The 14,378-nt window shown below is 76.1% G+C and carries 13 protein-coding genes; 3 read left to right on the top strand and 10 right to left on the bottom strand.

Annotation, left to right across the window (positions count from 1 at the left end):
* Nucleotides 1–148: 148 nt before the first annotated feature.
* From AB0H53_RS04855 to AB0H53_RS04815, 9 genes are all read right to left on the bottom strand, one after another.
* On the bottom strand, nucleotides 149–1,462 hold the full coding sequence (locus AB0H53_RS04855) for a phytase (protein ID WP_362107190.1): 1,314 nt from the start codon (nucleotides 1,460–1,462) through the stop codon (nucleotides 149–151).
* Between the two features lie 199 nt (nucleotides 1,463–1,661).
* Nucleotides 1,662–3,038, bottom strand: coding sequence for a hypothetical protein (locus tag AB0H53_RS04850; RefSeq protein WP_362107187.1), 1,377 nt, complete (start codon nucleotides 3,036–3,038; stop codon nucleotides 1,662–1,664).
* Complete coding sequence (locus tag AB0H53_RS04845) at nucleotides 3,035–4,885, bottom strand: IucA/IucC family protein (RefSeq protein ID WP_362107185.1); 1,851 nt, start codon at nucleotides 4,883–4,885, stop codon at nucleotides 3,035–3,037. Before AB0H53_RS04845 ends, AB0H53_RS04850 begins: the two co-directional genes overlap by 4 nt.
* Nucleotides 4,882–6,303, bottom strand: coding sequence for a SidA/IucD/PvdA family monooxygenase (locus tag AB0H53_RS04840; protein ID WP_362107181.1), 1,422 nt, complete (start codon nucleotides 6,301–6,303; stop codon nucleotides 4,882–4,884). The genes AB0H53_RS04845 and AB0H53_RS04840 overlap by 4 nt, the downstream gene beginning before the upstream one ends.
* Before the next feature lie 349 nt (nucleotides 6,304–6,652).
* A complete protein-coding gene (locus AB0H53_RS04835; protein ID WP_362107178.1) occupies nucleotides 6,653–7,429 on the bottom strand; it encodes a (2Fe-2S)-binding protein in 777 nt (258 codons plus the stop codon).
* 264 nt (nucleotides 7,430–7,693) lie between these two features.
* Nucleotides 7,694–8,191: a hypothetical protein gene (locus tag AB0H53_RS04830; protein WP_362107175.1), complete on the bottom strand. Its 498-nt coding sequence runs from the start codon at nucleotides 8,189–8,191 to the stop codon at nucleotides 7,694–7,696.
* Nucleotides 8,192–8,368: 177 nt separating this feature from the next.
* Entirely contained in the window at nucleotides 8,369–8,743 is a 375-nt protein-coding gene (crcB, locus tag AB0H53_RS04825) for a fluoride efflux transporter CrcB (protein WP_362107172.1), read from the bottom strand.
* The gene (locus AB0H53_RS04820; RefSeq protein ID WP_362107169.1) at nucleotides 8,740–9,201 is read right to left on the bottom strand and encodes a CrcB family protein; all 462 of its coding nucleotides are present in this window, start codon (nucleotides 9,199–9,201) and stop codon (nucleotides 8,740–8,742) included. Before AB0H53_RS04820 ends, crcB begins: the two co-directional genes overlap by 4 nt.
* A 413-nt stretch (nucleotides 9,202–9,614) precedes the next feature.
* The gene (locus tag AB0H53_RS04815; RefSeq protein WP_362107166.1) at nucleotides 9,615–10,013 is read right to left on the bottom strand and encodes an SsgA family sporulation/cell division regulator; all 399 of its coding nucleotides are present in this window, start codon (nucleotides 10,011–10,013) and stop codon (nucleotides 9,615–9,617) included.
* A gap of 175 nt (nucleotides 10,014–10,188) precedes the next feature.
* Here AB0H53_RS04815 and AB0H53_RS04810 point away from each other — a divergent pair, with 175 nt between their 5' ends.
* Nucleotides 10,189–11,403, top strand: coding sequence for a serine hydrolase (locus AB0H53_RS04810; protein WP_362107163.1), 1,215 nt, complete (start codon nucleotides 10,189–10,191; stop codon nucleotides 11,401–11,403).
* 3 nt (nucleotides 11,404–11,406) lie between these two features.
* Here the strand turns inward: AB0H53_RS04810 and AB0H53_RS04805 are convergent, their stop codons facing one another.
* Nucleotides 11,407–12,558, bottom strand: a complete 1,152-nt coding sequence (locus tag AB0H53_RS04805) for a DUF418 domain-containing protein (RefSeq protein ID WP_362107161.1) — start codon at nucleotides 12,556–12,558, stop codon at nucleotides 11,407–11,409.
* A 172-nt stretch (nucleotides 12,559–12,730) separates the two neighbouring features.
* Between AB0H53_RS04805 and AB0H53_RS04800 the strand changes: the two genes are divergently transcribed.
* Nucleotides 12,731–13,180, top strand: coding sequence for an SseB family protein (locus AB0H53_RS04800; RefSeq protein WP_362107158.1), 450 nt, complete (start codon nucleotides 12,731–12,733; stop codon nucleotides 13,178–13,180).
* A gap of 157 nt (nucleotides 13,181–13,337) precedes the next feature.
* Nucleotides 13,338–14,306, top strand: a complete 969-nt coding sequence (locus AB0H53_RS04795; protein WP_362107155.1) for a pirin family protein — start codon at nucleotides 13,338–13,340, stop codon at nucleotides 14,304–14,306.
* The last annotated feature ends 72 nt before the right edge of the window (nucleotides 14,307–14,378 follow it).

Raw genomic sequence — 14,378 nt, 5'->3', positions numbered from 1 at the left:
TTATTGGCCCCGGGCGCGTTCTCGCCCCCCGCGCCGCGTGTCCCACCGGCCTCGCCGCCCCCCCAACCCCGCTGCCCCCCCCCCCGCGCGCCCCCGCGGGGCGGGGGCCCGCGGCCGTGCCCGGCCCGGCCCCGCGCCCAGGGGTCGCTCAGTCGTCCACCGCGTCCAGCACCTCGCCCAGGTCCACGAACTTGAAGCCGGTGGCGGGCCGTTCGGCCGTGGCGGGGGCGGCGTGGCCGTCCTGGACGACCAGCAGGCCATGGGGGTAGCGGCGGCCCAGCGGCGCGTTGAGGGCGGCGGCCCCGTCGCACTCCTCGGCACCGTCGAGCACCGGACCGGCCGGCGTGACACGGAAGCCCGCCTCGTACTCGTTGGCGTCCGCGATCTCCCGGTCGTACAGGGCGAAGGTGTCGTCGCCCTGGCTGGAGGCGAGGAGGTGGCCGTCGCCGTCGGACTCGGTGATCAGGGCCAGGCCCTCGACGTCCGCGGCCAGCCGGGTGCCGCCGTGGCCCGGGTCGGGGCCGGCGACGCACTCCTCGGTCTCCTCGTCGTAGACGCCCGGCACGCCGTACTCGCGCACCTTGTCGATGAGCTTCGGGGTGCCGGTCAGGTCGGCGCGCAGGCGCCAGATGCCGACGTCCTCCTGGCCCGCGTAGAGGGTGCCGTCGGCCGGGTCCACCACCATGCCCTCCACCTGGGGCAGCTCGCCCGGCTCGGCGCAGGGCGCCCAGGACGTGCCGTCGGGGAGCCGGAAGGCGGTGGGCAGGTCCAGGGTGCGGACCGTGCGGTAGGTGACGGTGCCGGCGGGCGTCGGGCGCAGTTCCAGCAGCGCGACGGTGGTCCGCTCGCGGCGGCTGACCAGGGCGTACGAGCGGCCGGTCGCCCGGTCGGTCCAGGTGGCCAGGCCGTAGGCGGTGCGCTGGTCGTTGATCTCCGCCTGGTCCGCGGAGAAGACGGGCGGGGCGGCCGGGTCGGTGATGTCGGTGAGCGGGCCGCCCGGACGGCCGGAGGTGATGCGGTGGAAGCGCAGGCGGTCGTGGCCCCGGTCGGTGGTGACGGCGATGTCGGCGCGGCCGGACGGCAGGCGCAGGCCGTGCACCAGGTCGACGTTGTTGAAGCGGCCGGGCGCGTCGCCCTCGGCGGCCGGGGGCGGGGCCGGGACGGACTGGACCTCGCGGGCGTCCAGGTCGTAGACCCGCAGGCCGCCCTCCTTGGCGGTGGCGATGACCAGGCTGCGGTCGGGGTCGGCCGGGTCGCGCCAGATGGCGGGGTCGTCGGCGTCGGCGTTGCCGCCCGCGTCGTCGTCGTACAGCGGGGCCGTCTCGGCCTTCGGGGCGACGGCCGGCAGCGCGGCGGCGTGGGCCGCCGCGGGCGGGGTCTGGGACCGCGCGTGGGCCGGTGCGGCCACGGCGGCGGTGAGCGCGATCAGGGCGGTGCCCAGGACGCGTAGGGAGTCAGCCATCCCCCCAGCGTCGGGGCGGCGCGTGACCGCCCGGCGTACGGCGGGTGTACGCGGCGGGACGGCGCGGCAGATCGTACGGCCGGGCCGAGCCGGGCGGCGGGCCGGGCGGCGGGCGGGCCGGGCGGCGGGCGGGCCGGGCGGCGGGCGGGCCGGGCGGCGGCCCCGGCGGCCACCCCGGGCGCCGCCCGGGCCCGCGCGGTCAGCTCCGCAGGGCCCCGCGGCGGCGGTCCCGGTCGGTGACGGCGTCGCACCAGGAGTCGAGCTCGGCGCGGAACAGGGCGGCGCAGTGGGCGACCACCTCCTCGCCGAGCAGGCGGGCGGGCAGCTCGGCGGTGGTGAACCGTTCCAGCGCCTCCCACGGCGTGGTGGCGAGCCGGTCCACCACCGCACCGGCGGGCGGCGCGGACAGGTCGTCCTCGATGCCGGACAGGCCGGCGGCGAGCAGCGCCGCGACGGCCAGGTGCGGCTGGGCGTCGGCACCCGGGAAGCGGCACTCCAGGCGCAGCGAGGGGCCGCGCCCGGCCAGGCGTACGGCGGCGGTGCGGTCGTCGGCGCCCCAGCGGACCCGGGTCGGCGCGAAGTCGCCGGTGCGCAGCCGGACGTACGCGTTGGTGGTGGGGGCCCACACCACGGTCAGGTCAGCCGCGGCGCGCAGCACCCCGGCGAGGAACGAGCCGAGCAGCCGGTTCGGCCGCCGCGGGTCGCCGCCGCCCAGGTTGTGCCCGGCCGGGTCGTTGAGGGACAGGTGGACGTGGCAGGAGCTGCCCTGCCCGGTCGCGTCGGCGGCCAGGTACGAGGCGGTGATGCCGTGCCGGGCCGCCGCCCCGCGCACCAGGGTCTGCTGGAGCATGGCGTCGTCGCAGGCGGCCAGCGCGTCGCGGTGCCGCAGCACGATCTCGTACTGGCCCGGATGGCACTCGGCCCTGGCCGACTCCATGCCCAGCGCCGCCTCGCGCAGGGTGCCGCGCACCTCGCGCAGCAGCGGATCGAGGAACTCGGTGCCGCCCAGGGCGTAGTCGATGCCGTGCTCGCTCAGCGGCTTGCCGTCGACCCCGTGGAACGTCACCTCGTGTTCGAGGCCGACGGACGGCACGATGCCCGCCTCCTCGGCGGCGGCGAGCCGCTCCCGCAGCACGGTGCGCGGGGCGACGGCGACGGGGGTGCCGTCGGGCCAGGCCGCGTCGCACACCGCGTACCAACTGCCGTCCTCACCGGGCCGCGGCAACAGCGTGGCGGGGTCGGGCCGCAGGACGAGGTCGCCGTAGGCGCCGTAGTAGCGGGCCAGCCGGGGGTCGTCGGTGGTGCCGCGTTCGACGGTCCAGGCGTACAGGTAGGTGCAGGCGCCGTAGCCGTCGTCCAGTACGGAGTCCAGGGCGAAGTCCCCGTCGAGGTCGACGGCGGCGAACCGGGCGTGCGGATCGGGCGCCAGCAGGGTCAGCCGGTCCGCTCCCCGCTCGGCGAGCGCGGCGCGTATCCGGGCCCCGGCGGCGTCCCGCGCGGCCAGGGTGCGGGGGCCGGCGGGCCGCCGCCAGAAGGGGTCGCCCCGGTCGGGGACGACCACGTGCAGCGCGGTCACCAGGCACCCTCCGGGTCGGGCCCGGCCAGCGGGTTGGGTACTCGGCCGAAGCGGACGTCGAACTCCTCGTCGCGGTCGACGCGTTCGAAGCCCTCGCCGGCCAGGTGCTCGCGGTTGAGGCAGACCCGCTCGACGTCCGGGGCGAACAGGTCGAGGTCCGGGTAGCGCCCGGCGTCCTCGGGGAAGCGCTCGGCGTACCCCCGGACGATCGCGCGGACCTGCTCCCACATCCGGGCGCGCGGATAGCCGAAATCGTCCAGGGCGACCTCGGCGAGGAAACGGATCTGCCCGGACAGCACCGAGGAGAACAGCGACTGGGCCATCAGCGGGGCGGGCCAGCGCAGCATGTCCCGGCGGGCCTCGGCGCCGAGCGTGTCATGGACGGGCAGGTCGGTGTCCACCAGGTCGACGCCCTGCGCGAAGTCCTTGATCAGGACGCGCAGCGGGCGGCCGTCGGCGTCGGTGACCAGGACGAGGTTCTGGCTGTGCGGGCAGTAGGCGACGCCGTACCGGTACAGCCAGTGCAGCAGCGGGGTCAGGATCAGGTCGTACAGCTTCCCGAACCACGCGCCGGGCTCCATACCGGAGGTGCGCACGAGGTGGGCGGCGACGCTCTCGCCGAGGTGGTCGCGGTAGGGCAGGGCGGCCAGCGAGAGGGCCCGCTCGCCGTCCGCCACCCGGGTGCGCAGCGGCTCGCGCCACAGCACGCCGAGGGTTTCGTGGAAGCGGTAGGGCAGTTCGTCCAGGGAGCCGAGGAGCGGGTGGCGCACGGAGACGGCGGCGACCTCGCCCAGCAGGTCGAAGCGGTACTCGTCGCGCAGCAGCTCGTCGTTCTCGTGGATGGACAGCAGCCACCGGGTGACGGCGGGCCCGGCCAGGGTGGCGGCGGAGTCCAGGCCCCGGTAGACCAGGGTGTTCCGCACCGAGCAGGCCGTCTTGACGTCCCGCCGGGTGGGGTGGGAGACGTTGGCGAGGGTGCGGACGGTCTGGTGCGGGAGGTACCGGTCGGCCGACTCGCCGAGCGGAACCATCCGGCCGGTGGCGAGTTCGGCGGCGTACAGGGTGCCGACGATCTCGTCCCACTGCCAGGGGTGGACGGGCAGCCACACGTACTGCGCGGGATCGGCCCCGGTGGCGGTCAGCCGCTCGGTGAAGGCGGCGCGCGTGCCCGCGTCCAGCTCCTCCGCGAGCAGGGTGTCCTCGTCCAGTCCCGGCACGGATCGGAAGCTCGCCAGGTCCCGGTGGACGGCGGCCCAGCGGACGGCGAACGGGGTACGGGCCTCCGGCGCGAGCCGGGCGCGGTCGGCTGCGGAGAACCCGACCCGGCCCTTGTTGACGACGATGCGCGGATGTCCGGTCAGGTGCCCCTCGGCGAGGTCGTACGGCAGGGACGCCAGCTCGGCCGCCGTCACCGGGTGCTCCAGGCGCATGGCCTCGTTGGCGACGGTGGCGGTCAGTTCGCTCAGCACGTCGGCCAGCCGCGCGCCGGTCAGCCCGAGCACCTCGCGCGCGTCCACCACGAGGGCGCGCGGGTCGTCGGCCGGTGCGCCGGTGCCGTCGGCGGTGTGGCGGGTGACCGAGCCGGGGGTGACCACCCAGCAGCGGAAGGCGCCGTGACGGGCGCGGAAGCGGTAGCTGACGCCCCCGGGCAGGTCCAGGCGCCAGGCGGGGTCGCGGCGCCCGGCACCCGGCCCGGCGGTGGCGTCCCGGACGGGCCCGGCCCCGGGGTCGGGGACCGGCTCGAAGAGGTACTCGTAGGACAGTTCGCCCAGCATCTTCTCGGTGATCAGCGTCCCGGCCCGGTTCCAGGCCAGGGCCTGTGCCTGTGGTGCTGTCTGCGCGGTCACGGACGTCCTCCGACGGTGCTCGTCAATGCGGGATCGCGGCCAGGGAGGCCGAAGGTGGTGAAGGCGGTGCGGGCGGGCAGGCGGTAGGCGTCGCGGCCGGTGAGCGCGTTGAGGATGACGGCCGAGCGCCAGGCGGCGAGACCCAGGTCGGGGGTGCCGACGCCGTGGGTGTGGCGCTCGGCGTTCTGGACGAAGACCCCGCCGGTCACGGCCCCGTCCAGGACCAGCCGCTGGTCCCCGTCCACGAGCGGCCGGCCGGCGCCGTCCCGGGCGAGGTACTTGTCCAGCGGCGCGAGCAGGGTGGCCGGTGACCGCTCGCGGTAGCCGGTGGCGAGGACGACGGCGTCGGTGGTCAGTTGTCCCCGGGACTCCTGCTGGCCGTGTTCCAGGGCCAGTTCGACCCGCCCGCGTGCGGTGCGGGTCGCGGCGCGGACGGTGACCCCGGGGGTCAGGGACACATCGGGCCAGCCGCCGCCGAGGGTGCGCCGGTAGAGCTCGTCGTGGATCTCGCCCAGGGTCTCGCCGCTGACGCCCTTGTAGAGCTGCCACTGCGCGGGCAGCAGCCGGTCGCGGGTGGCCTCCGGCAGGCCGTGGAAGTAGCGGGTGTAGTCGGGCGTGAACTGCTCCAGGCCGATCTTGGAGTACTCCATCGGCGCGAAGGCGGGGGTGCGGGCCAGCCAGGTCAGCCCCTCCCGGCCGGGTGGCCGGGCCCGCAGCAGGTCGAGCAGGACCTCGGCGCCGGACTGGCCGGCACCCACGACGGTGACGTGCCCGGCGGCCAGCAACCGGTCGCGGTGGTCCAGGTAGTCGGCGGAGTGCAGGACCGGCACGGCGGGGTCGCCGGCGAGGCCGCGCAGCGGCTCGGGGACGTACGGTGCGGTGCCGACACCGAGGGCGAGGTGGCGGGCGTACAGCCGGCCGTTCCCGGGGCGGGTTGCGGTGCCGGAGCCGGTGGTGCCCGCCCGGTTGCCGGTGGGAGTTTCGGTCGTGCGGGTGAAGTCCACGGCGAAGGCGGCCCGTTCACCGTCCCACCGGACGCTGTCCACCCGGTGGCCGAAGCGGCAGGAGGGCAGCCGCTCACTGGCCCAGCGGCAGTAGGCGTCGTACTCGCGGCGGTCGATGTGGAACTTCTCGGCGAAGTAGAAGGGGAAGAGCCGGTCGCTCTCCCTGACGTGGTTCAGGAACGACCAGCGGCTCGTCGGGTCCACCAGACTCACCAGGTCGGCCAGGAACGGCACTTGGAGCGTGGCGCCCTCGATGAGCAGTCCCGGGTGCCAGCGGAAGGCGGGGCGCTCGTCGAGGAAGGCGGCCCGCAGCCCGGGCACGCCGTCGGCGAGGGCGGCCAGGGAGAGGTTGAACGGCCCGATCCCCACCCCCAGCAGGTCGAGGGGCGTGGTGCCGGTGCCGGGCGGCGTCATCGGGGTCCTCCATGGTTCCGGCCGCCGGCGACGGCGGCCTCAAGGGTGCGCGGTGACACCCGCAGCGCGCTGGGACGCTCCGCCGGGGCCGCGTCCGACCGGCCCCGGGGCGACCGCGCCGGCAGCGTGCCCGCGCTCCGGGCGCGGGGGCGAGCGGTGCGCCCGCGGCGCGCCCGACGGCCGGGGGGATGGGCACACGGCATGTCGGGAAGCGCCCTTCGTCGTCCAGCGGAACGATCACTTAGGCTAGCCTAACCTCCAGGCGGCCGGAAGCAATCCGCCCCGTACACCGCCGGCCTGACGCTCCGCCAGGCGGTGGGACCCGACCGCCGCCCCGGAACGCCGCGGCTCAGGCGGCCCGGGGGCAGGTGGCGCAGATGTCCTCGGGGCGGATCGTGTAGAAGAGGCAGCACCCGACCCGGGTACGGGTCGGCTCGCCGCAGGCGTCCGGGTCGGGCCGGAAGCCGGCCGCGCCGGCGTACGGGGCGGTGCGCCCCGGCAGCAGCGCGTCGGCGGCCCGGGCGGCGGCCCACTCGTCGCCGAGCCGGCGGCCCAAGTGGCGGAGCCCTTCCGCGAGTTCATCGGTGATCAGCCCCCACATGGCGCGGGCGCCGCGCCGCATCAGGGGACGGAACGCCTCCAGTACCGGCTCCAGGTGCCCGGCCACCGCCGCGCGCAGTTCCGCGCGCAGGGCCTCCTCACCGTCCAGCGCCCGCACACCGGGCGCCGCCGCGAGCGGGTCACCGGCCAGGCAGCTCACCCCGTCGGTGGCGGTCACGGCGAGCCGGCGGGTGCGCCCGCCGTACCGCACCCCGGCCGGCGGCAGCCGGGGCACCCGGCGCTCCAGGTACCAGGGCCCGCTCATGGCGAGGATCACGGTGAACGCGTACCGGTGCAGCACCCAGGTGGCGGCGACATCGCGCCGCGCCTGCACCCCGTAGGCGTCCTCGATCCGCCGCTCCTCGTCGGCGACCAGCCGCTCCAGCACGGCGGGATCGGTGAGCCGGTGCCCCGCGATCCAGTCGTCGCCGTCGCCGGGCTCGCCCACCTCGATCCGCAGCAGCGGCGAGAGGGCCGCCATGCGCCGGTAGGCACCGGCGAGCGGGGGCGACACGGGAAGCGACACTGCGGAGGGCATACGCGTCCTAAGCGGCTCGGCTCATGAGGCAGGCCGGCTCACCAACCACCTTGTTAGGCAAGCCTATCCTCATTGATACCAGCCGTCACGGCGGCACGCGTGCCGGGTGCTCGTCGCGCGCGGCCCGCCCCACCGGCCGCCCGGAGGTGACGCCCCGGCGGACGCGGCGCGCCGGGCCCGCCGGGGCACGCCGGATACGCCGGGCGGGCCGGCCGGGGCGCCGTGCGGCTACCGGCGGGAGCGGCCGGGACTTCAGCAGGCGATGCCCCGGGAGCGCAGCCACGCGCACTGGCTCTCGCCGGAGGTCCGGCCGCCGTCGTAGGCGCGCGGGTCCCGGTAGCCGGGTCCGACCGGCTCGTCCGGCTCGAACGTGCCGTCCCCGTCGATGTCGCCGCCGCCGGGGTCGACGGTCCCGCCCGGGTTGCGGCAGGCCGACCGGTCGGCGGGGTCGGTGGTGCAGGCCCGGCGCCCGGGGGCCTCCGTCGCGGCCCCGCGCTCGGCGGCCCCGCGCTCGGCCGTCTGCCGGGCCGCCTTCTCCTGCGCGGTGGCCTGCGCCGCCAGCGCGCCCGCCACCGGGGACCCGGCGGCCGACGCGAAGGACACCGGCACGGCGGCCGGCGCGCTCGGTCGCCGGCTCTCCGACGGCCCTTCCGAGCCGCACCCCGACAGCGTGAGGGAGAGCGTCGACAGCAGCAGGGCCGAGCCCGCGAACGCGGCGGCCCGGCGGCGAGCGGGGAGCGGGAGGCTCATGGTGCGCCCCAGGGGCGAGAAGTGGCGGTGGCGCCCTCAACGCTACGGTCGCGCCCGGAGCCGGTCAACGCGCCGGCCGCGCCCCGCCGCCCTGGCCGGCCGTCGCCCGGCCGGGGAGGCGTCCACCCCGGGGCGCGGCCCCGGTCAGGGGCCGTACCGGCCGGCCGCGGAGGGCCGTCAGGCCCAGAGCGCCCGGGCCGCCGCCGCGCCCGCGAACGCCGCGCCCACCCCGGCCACCACGCTGCCGATCGCATTGGCCACCGCGTACCGCCCCGCACCGCCCTGGGCGAGGCTCAGCGTCTCGTACGAGAAGGTCGAGTACGTCGTCAGCGCCCCGCACAGACCGGTGCCGACGAGCAGGTGGAGGTGCGAGGGGGCGGCGCCCGCCGCGACCGCGCCGGTGAGCAGGCCCAGCACCAGGCAGCCGAGCACGTTCACGACGAGGGTGCCCCACGGGAAGACGGAGGACTGCCGGGCCCGCACGGCCCGGTCGGTGAGGTACCGCAGGGAGGCGCCGACCGCCCCTCCGGCGAGGACGAGGAGCCAGGTCACCGCTCGGGCCCCCGTCCCCCGGGCCGGAGGGTCCGGCGGGGCCGTGCCCGTACCCGGCGGGTCGCCCACGCCGCCGCCCATACGGCGGTCAGCGCCGCCACCGGGGTGGCCACCAGGTACGCCAGCCCGGTGGCCGTCTCGTGCCGCTCCACCAGCCGCTCGACGTCCACGGCGTACGTGGAGAAGGTGGTGAACCCGCCCAGCACGCCGGGACCGAAGAACGGCCGTACCAGCCGGTGCGCCGCCGCGCCCGCCTCGGTGACCAGGACCATGAACGCGCCGATCACCGCGCAGCCCGCCACGTTCGTCCACAGCGTCGCCCAGGGGAAGGCGCCGGGGGCGGCCGGCCACAGCAGCGCCACCCCGTACCGGGCGGCGGCGCCCAGCGCGCCGCCGGCGGCGACCGCGCCGACCACGGCCGGGCCGCCCGCCGTCCTGCCGCGCGAAGACACTCCCATGGGCCTCAGCCTGGCAGGAACCGGGTGATCGGCCCAAGCCGGCCGGCGGTTCCCCTCCGTCAAGGGCCGCGTCCGGCCGTGACCCCGGCCGGCGGCGGGCCCGCGTCCCGGGCCCGGGCGGGAAGTGCGCGGCGACGCCTCGGTGTGCGACGGCCGTGGCCGCCGTGCGCCGCGGTGGCGGCGCCGCAGCGGGCGTCGCCGGTGGGCCGGCCGGCGCGGCCGGAGGCGTCGCCGCCCGCGCCCCGCGCGGCACGTCCGTCGCCCGCCGGTGTCCTCCCGCGCCGGTCACCGCGCAGCGTGCCCCACCGCCCGGGGCCCCGTCCGGCGTCCCCGTACCCACTCACCCGAGCCCCGTCGGCCCACCCGGCCCGACGCCGCCGCACCCCCGCTCGCACCCCGCCGCCCCGGTGCCGTCAGCCGGCGGCCAGCACCTCGGCGAGGAACGCGTCCATCTCCACCCGCTCCGAGCCCTCCGGCACCACCGTGTACGTCCGTTCCAGGAACCGGACCAGGGAAGGCACCCACACCGTGAACTCGGCGGTGTGCATCAGTTCGATGTGGAGTTCCTCCCGGGTGCCGTTGAGCACCGGCCACATCCGTACGTCCCCCTCCCCGACCGGGCCCCGCGTCCCCTCACCGAGCATCTCGCGGTCCAGCCGCCACTCGGCGTAGACGCAGCCGCCGTGGGTGAAACCCACCACGACCGCGTAGGGGTCCCGGGGGTCGTAGGTCAGATGCGCCAGCACCGGGAGTTCGTGGCCGCTCTCCGAGAGAAGCCGCATGAAGACCTTGTCGCGCAGGGTCGTGCTCATGTCGTCCCTCCAGGGGTGGGTGGGTCGGGGGTCGGTGTGGGGGCTCGCCTCTCCGCCTGCCCCCGAAGCGCCGGGTGATGCGATCACCACCCGCTCGGCGGCGACGGTGACCGGGGCTAGTCCGGTCGGCCCACGCCGCCCTGCGGGCCCGGTGATCCGTTCCTACGGTGGCTGAATGATCGTCAGCTCTGTCGTACGCCGGGTCGCGGCCGGCGCCGGTGTCCTCCCGCTGCTGCTCCTGTCCTCCCCGGCCGCCGCGGCGGACCGCCCCGTCGAGCCGGTGCCCCCGCCGGCCGCCGCGCCCATCGACCGGGCGCTGCTGTACCGGCCCGGCACGCTGGTGCGGCTGCCGCCCGGCGTACCGGCCCCGCCCCGGGTGTCCGCGCGCGCCTGGCTGGTCGCGGACGCCCGTACCGGCGATGTGCTCGCCGCCCACGACGCCCACCGGCCGCTTCCGCCGGCCTCGACGCTCAAGGCGCTCTTCGCGCTGACCGCGCTGCCGCGCCTGGCCCCGCCGACGCTGCACACGGTCAGCGGGCACGAGCTGGAGGGGATCGGCGACGGCAGCAGTCTGGTCGGGGTACAGGAGAACGTCACCTACCGGCTGGACGACCTGTGGAACGGCGTGTTCCTCAGCTCCGGCAACGACGCCGTCCGCGTCCTGGCGGGCCTCAACGGCGGCTGGGCGCAGACGGCCCGGCAGATGCAGGCCACCGCCCGGGCGCTGGGCGCCCATGACACCCGGGTGGTCTCGCCGGACGGGTACGACGCGCCGGGACAGGTCTCGTCGGCGTACGACCTGGCGGTCTTCGGCCGGGCCGGGCTGCACGACCCCGACTTCGCCCACTACTGCGCGAAGCCGTACGCGAAGTTCCCGGCGCGCGGCTGGACGTACGGCATCCGCAACACCAACCGGCTGGTCACCGGGGCCAACGGCGTGTCCCGCTACCCGGGCATCCTCGGCATCAAGAACGGCTACACCAGCAGCGCCGGCCACACCCTCATCGCCGCCGCCCGCCAGGGCCGGCACACCCTGGTCGTCACCGTCCTCAACCCGCGCCAGGGCGGGGCGTACGCGGTGTACGAGGAGGCCAGGGACCTGTTCGACTGGGGGTTCGCGGCGGCCGGCCGGGTCCGCCCGGTGGGCTCGCTGCTGCCTCCGGCCCCCAGGGCCAGGCCGGTCGCCGTCCCGGCCGGGCCCGCCTCCCGGACCGTCCCCCCCGCCACCACCGCCGCGCCCTCCGCCGCGGCCGGGCCCGTCAAGGCGTCGGCCGCGGCCGCGGCCGACGACGGCCCCGGTGTGGTCCTGCCGGTCACCTTCGTCGCCTCGGCCTGCCTGGCGGCGGCGACGATGTGGCTGGTGCGCCGCCGCGGCGGCCTGCCGGACTGACGTTCAGCGCCGCAGCGCCCACTTCTGCGCGGCCTCCAGCGGTCCGGCCGGGAAGCGCCGCAGCCACAGCGCCGAGCCGGCCATCAGCACGGCGCAGACCGCCGCCCACAGCCCCATCACCCACCAGGGGCGCCCCGGCTCGTCCCACAGCCGCTCGGCGAGGCCGAGCCCGACACCGTACGAGAGGAGCACGCACAGCACGTTCTGCGCGACGTAACCGGACAGGGCCGTCCGCCCCACCGACGTCAGCCCCGACAGCACCGGGCCGGGCCGTCGCACCCGGTCCACCAGGACGCCGATCAGTCCGATGTACCCGACCGCCATCAGCGGCGCGGCCCCGTACCGGCCCAGCAGGAAGAAGTCCGGGCCGGCCAGCGCCACCGCCGCGCCGGCCGGCACCCCGAGGCCCAGGCCCCAGCCCGCCAGGCGGACCCGGACGCGGCGGCCGGTCGCGTCCGCCCCGAAGGCACCGGCCCGGTACAGCCGTACGCCCAGCAGGAAGAGGAACACCAGCAGGAAGAACGTCAGCACCGGCTCCAGGCGCAGCGCGACGGCGTTCTCCAGCCGGAAGGCGACCTGGTCGAGGTAGCCGCCGTGCGCGTACAGGTCGACGGCCCGTGGCGAGAGCGGCTCCCCGGAGCCGTCCGCCGTCGCCAGGGCGGCGGTCAGCAGGGTCATCACCGTCAGGTGTGCCCCGGCGGTCCACCACATCACCCGGCGCCGGGCCCGCTCCGAGCGGGTCAGCAGCCAGGCCACGCACAGGGCGGTGACCGCGTACCCCATCAGCACGTCCCAGGCGAAGACGAGGACGAAGTGGACCGTGCCCTCGGCGAACAGGAACAGCGCGCGCCACGTGTACCGGCCGGGCCACGGCTGCCCGCGCCGCTCGGCGGAGCCGTACTGGATGGCGAGGCCCACCCCGAACAGGATCGTCAGCAGGGAGAGGAACTTGCCGTCCGCGAGGAACCGGAACACGCGCTCGGCGACGGCCGCCGCCGACCCGGACGGGGCCTGGGCGGTGCCGCTCCGCAGAACGCCCCACTCGGCGCCGGGAGCGGTGAAGATCCATATGTTCGTCATGAGCGTGCCGAGGATCGCCGCGCCGCGCAGCACGTCGAGCAGGGGAAGCCGTCGTCCGGTGGGGTGGTCGGTCATGACCTCATCGTCCTGGCGGCCCCGGCGGTGTTCGTCATGACCGGTGACGAACGCCCGCTACATCGAAGGATGTAAGCGGCCGGCGGGGGGTTCCGCCCGGCGGCCGGGCGGGGCGGGCCGGTTGCCGGTGTACCGGCCCGGGGCCCGGTCGCCGCTCGGTACGCTGTGGGCCATGTACGGGTACGAGCAGAACCAGGGCGGTCAGGGTTACGCACCGCCCCAGCAGGGCTATGCGCAGCAGCCGCCGCTGTACCCCGAGCCGTCGCCGCCCTCGCTCGCGGACGCCGTGCGGGCCTTCACCACCGGGTCGCTGTCGGCCGAGGACTTCCAGCAGATCTTCGCGACCTCGAAGGTGTACTGCCCGCGCGGTGACAACCCGGGCTTCCTGGCGCTGCACAACACCCAGCAGCCGGTCATCCCGATGTTCACCTCGCTCAAGGAGCTGCGCCGGTACGCGGGCAAGGAGTCCAAGTACTTCGTGATCACCGGCGCCGAGGTCATCGACCTGCTGCCGACCGGGTACGGCTTCGTCCTCGACATGGAGGGCGACCACCGGATCGTCTTCGACGCCAAGGCCGTGGAGCAGATGGTCGACTTCGCCATGCGCCGTATGTACGGCTGAGGCAGCGGCGCACGGCCGGGACGGCGCGTGCGCGGGAGGATCGGCGGTACTCATGGAGCCCGGGGGGAATGCCTCCCGGGCTTTTCCGCGTTACCGGTGGCAAGAAGTTCATCGTTCAACTAATCTGGGGGCACGCCGCTCCGAGGAGGTCGCCACCATGCCTGCCGTAACCGTCGAGAACCCGCTCACCCTGCCGCGCGTCACCGCACCCGCCGACGCCGCCGCCCGCCCGGTGCTCGCGGTCACCACCGCGCCCAGCGGGTTCGAGGGGGAGGGCTTCCCGGTGCGCCGCGCGTTCGCCGGCATCGACTACCGCTACCTCGACCCGTTCATCATGATGGACCAGATGGGCGAGGTGGAGTACGCGCCCGGCGAGCCCAAGGGCACCCCCTGGCACCCGCACCGGGGCTTCGAGACCGTCACGTACATCATCGACGGAACGTTTGTGCACCAGGACTCCAACGGTGGTGGCGGCACCATCACCAACGGCGACACCCAGTGGATGACCGCCGGTGCCGGACTGCTGCACATCGAGGCCCCGCCGGAGTCCCTCGTCATGTCCGGCGGCCTCTTCCACGGCCTCCAGCTCTGGGTGAACCTGCCCGCCGCGGACAAGATGAAGGACCCGCGCTACCAGGACATCCGGGGCGGCCAGGTCCAGCTCCTCGCCTCTCCGGACGGCGGCGCGCTGCTGCGCGTGATCGCCGGCGAGCTCGACGGCCACCAGGGACCCGGCGTCACCCACACGCCGATCACCATGGTCCACGCCACGCTCCGGCCCGGCGCCGAGGTCACCCTGCCCTGGCGGCAGGAGTTCAACGGCCTGGTCTACGTGCTGGCCGGACGCGGCACGGTCGGCGCGGAGCGGCGGCCCGTCCACATGGGCCAGACCGCCGTGTTCGGCGACGGCGGCTCGCTGACGGTCCGCGCGGACGAGAAGCAGGACGGCCACACCCCGGACCTGGAGGTCGTCCTGCTCGGCGGCCGTCCCATCCGGGAGCCCATGGCGCACTACGGGCCGTTCGTGATGAACACCCAGGACGAGCTCAGGAAGGCCTTCGAGGACTTCCAGGCCGGCCGCCTGGGCCGCGTCCCCGCCGTCCACGGCATGGGCGAGAACCTCTGACACCCCGTCACCCGGCCGGGTCCGCCCACGGGCGGGCCCGGCCGGCCCGTGGTGCGGTGGGGCCGTGCGCCC

This window comes from Streptomyces sp. NPDC050856 (genome assembly GCF_040653855.1).
Taxonomy (GTDB): domain Bacteria; phylum Actinomycetota; class Actinomycetes; order Streptomycetales; family Streptomycetaceae; genus Streptomyces.
The sequence above is the reverse complement of the archived record's forward strand: the minus strand, read 5'-3'. Positions and strand labels throughout refer to the sequence as shown.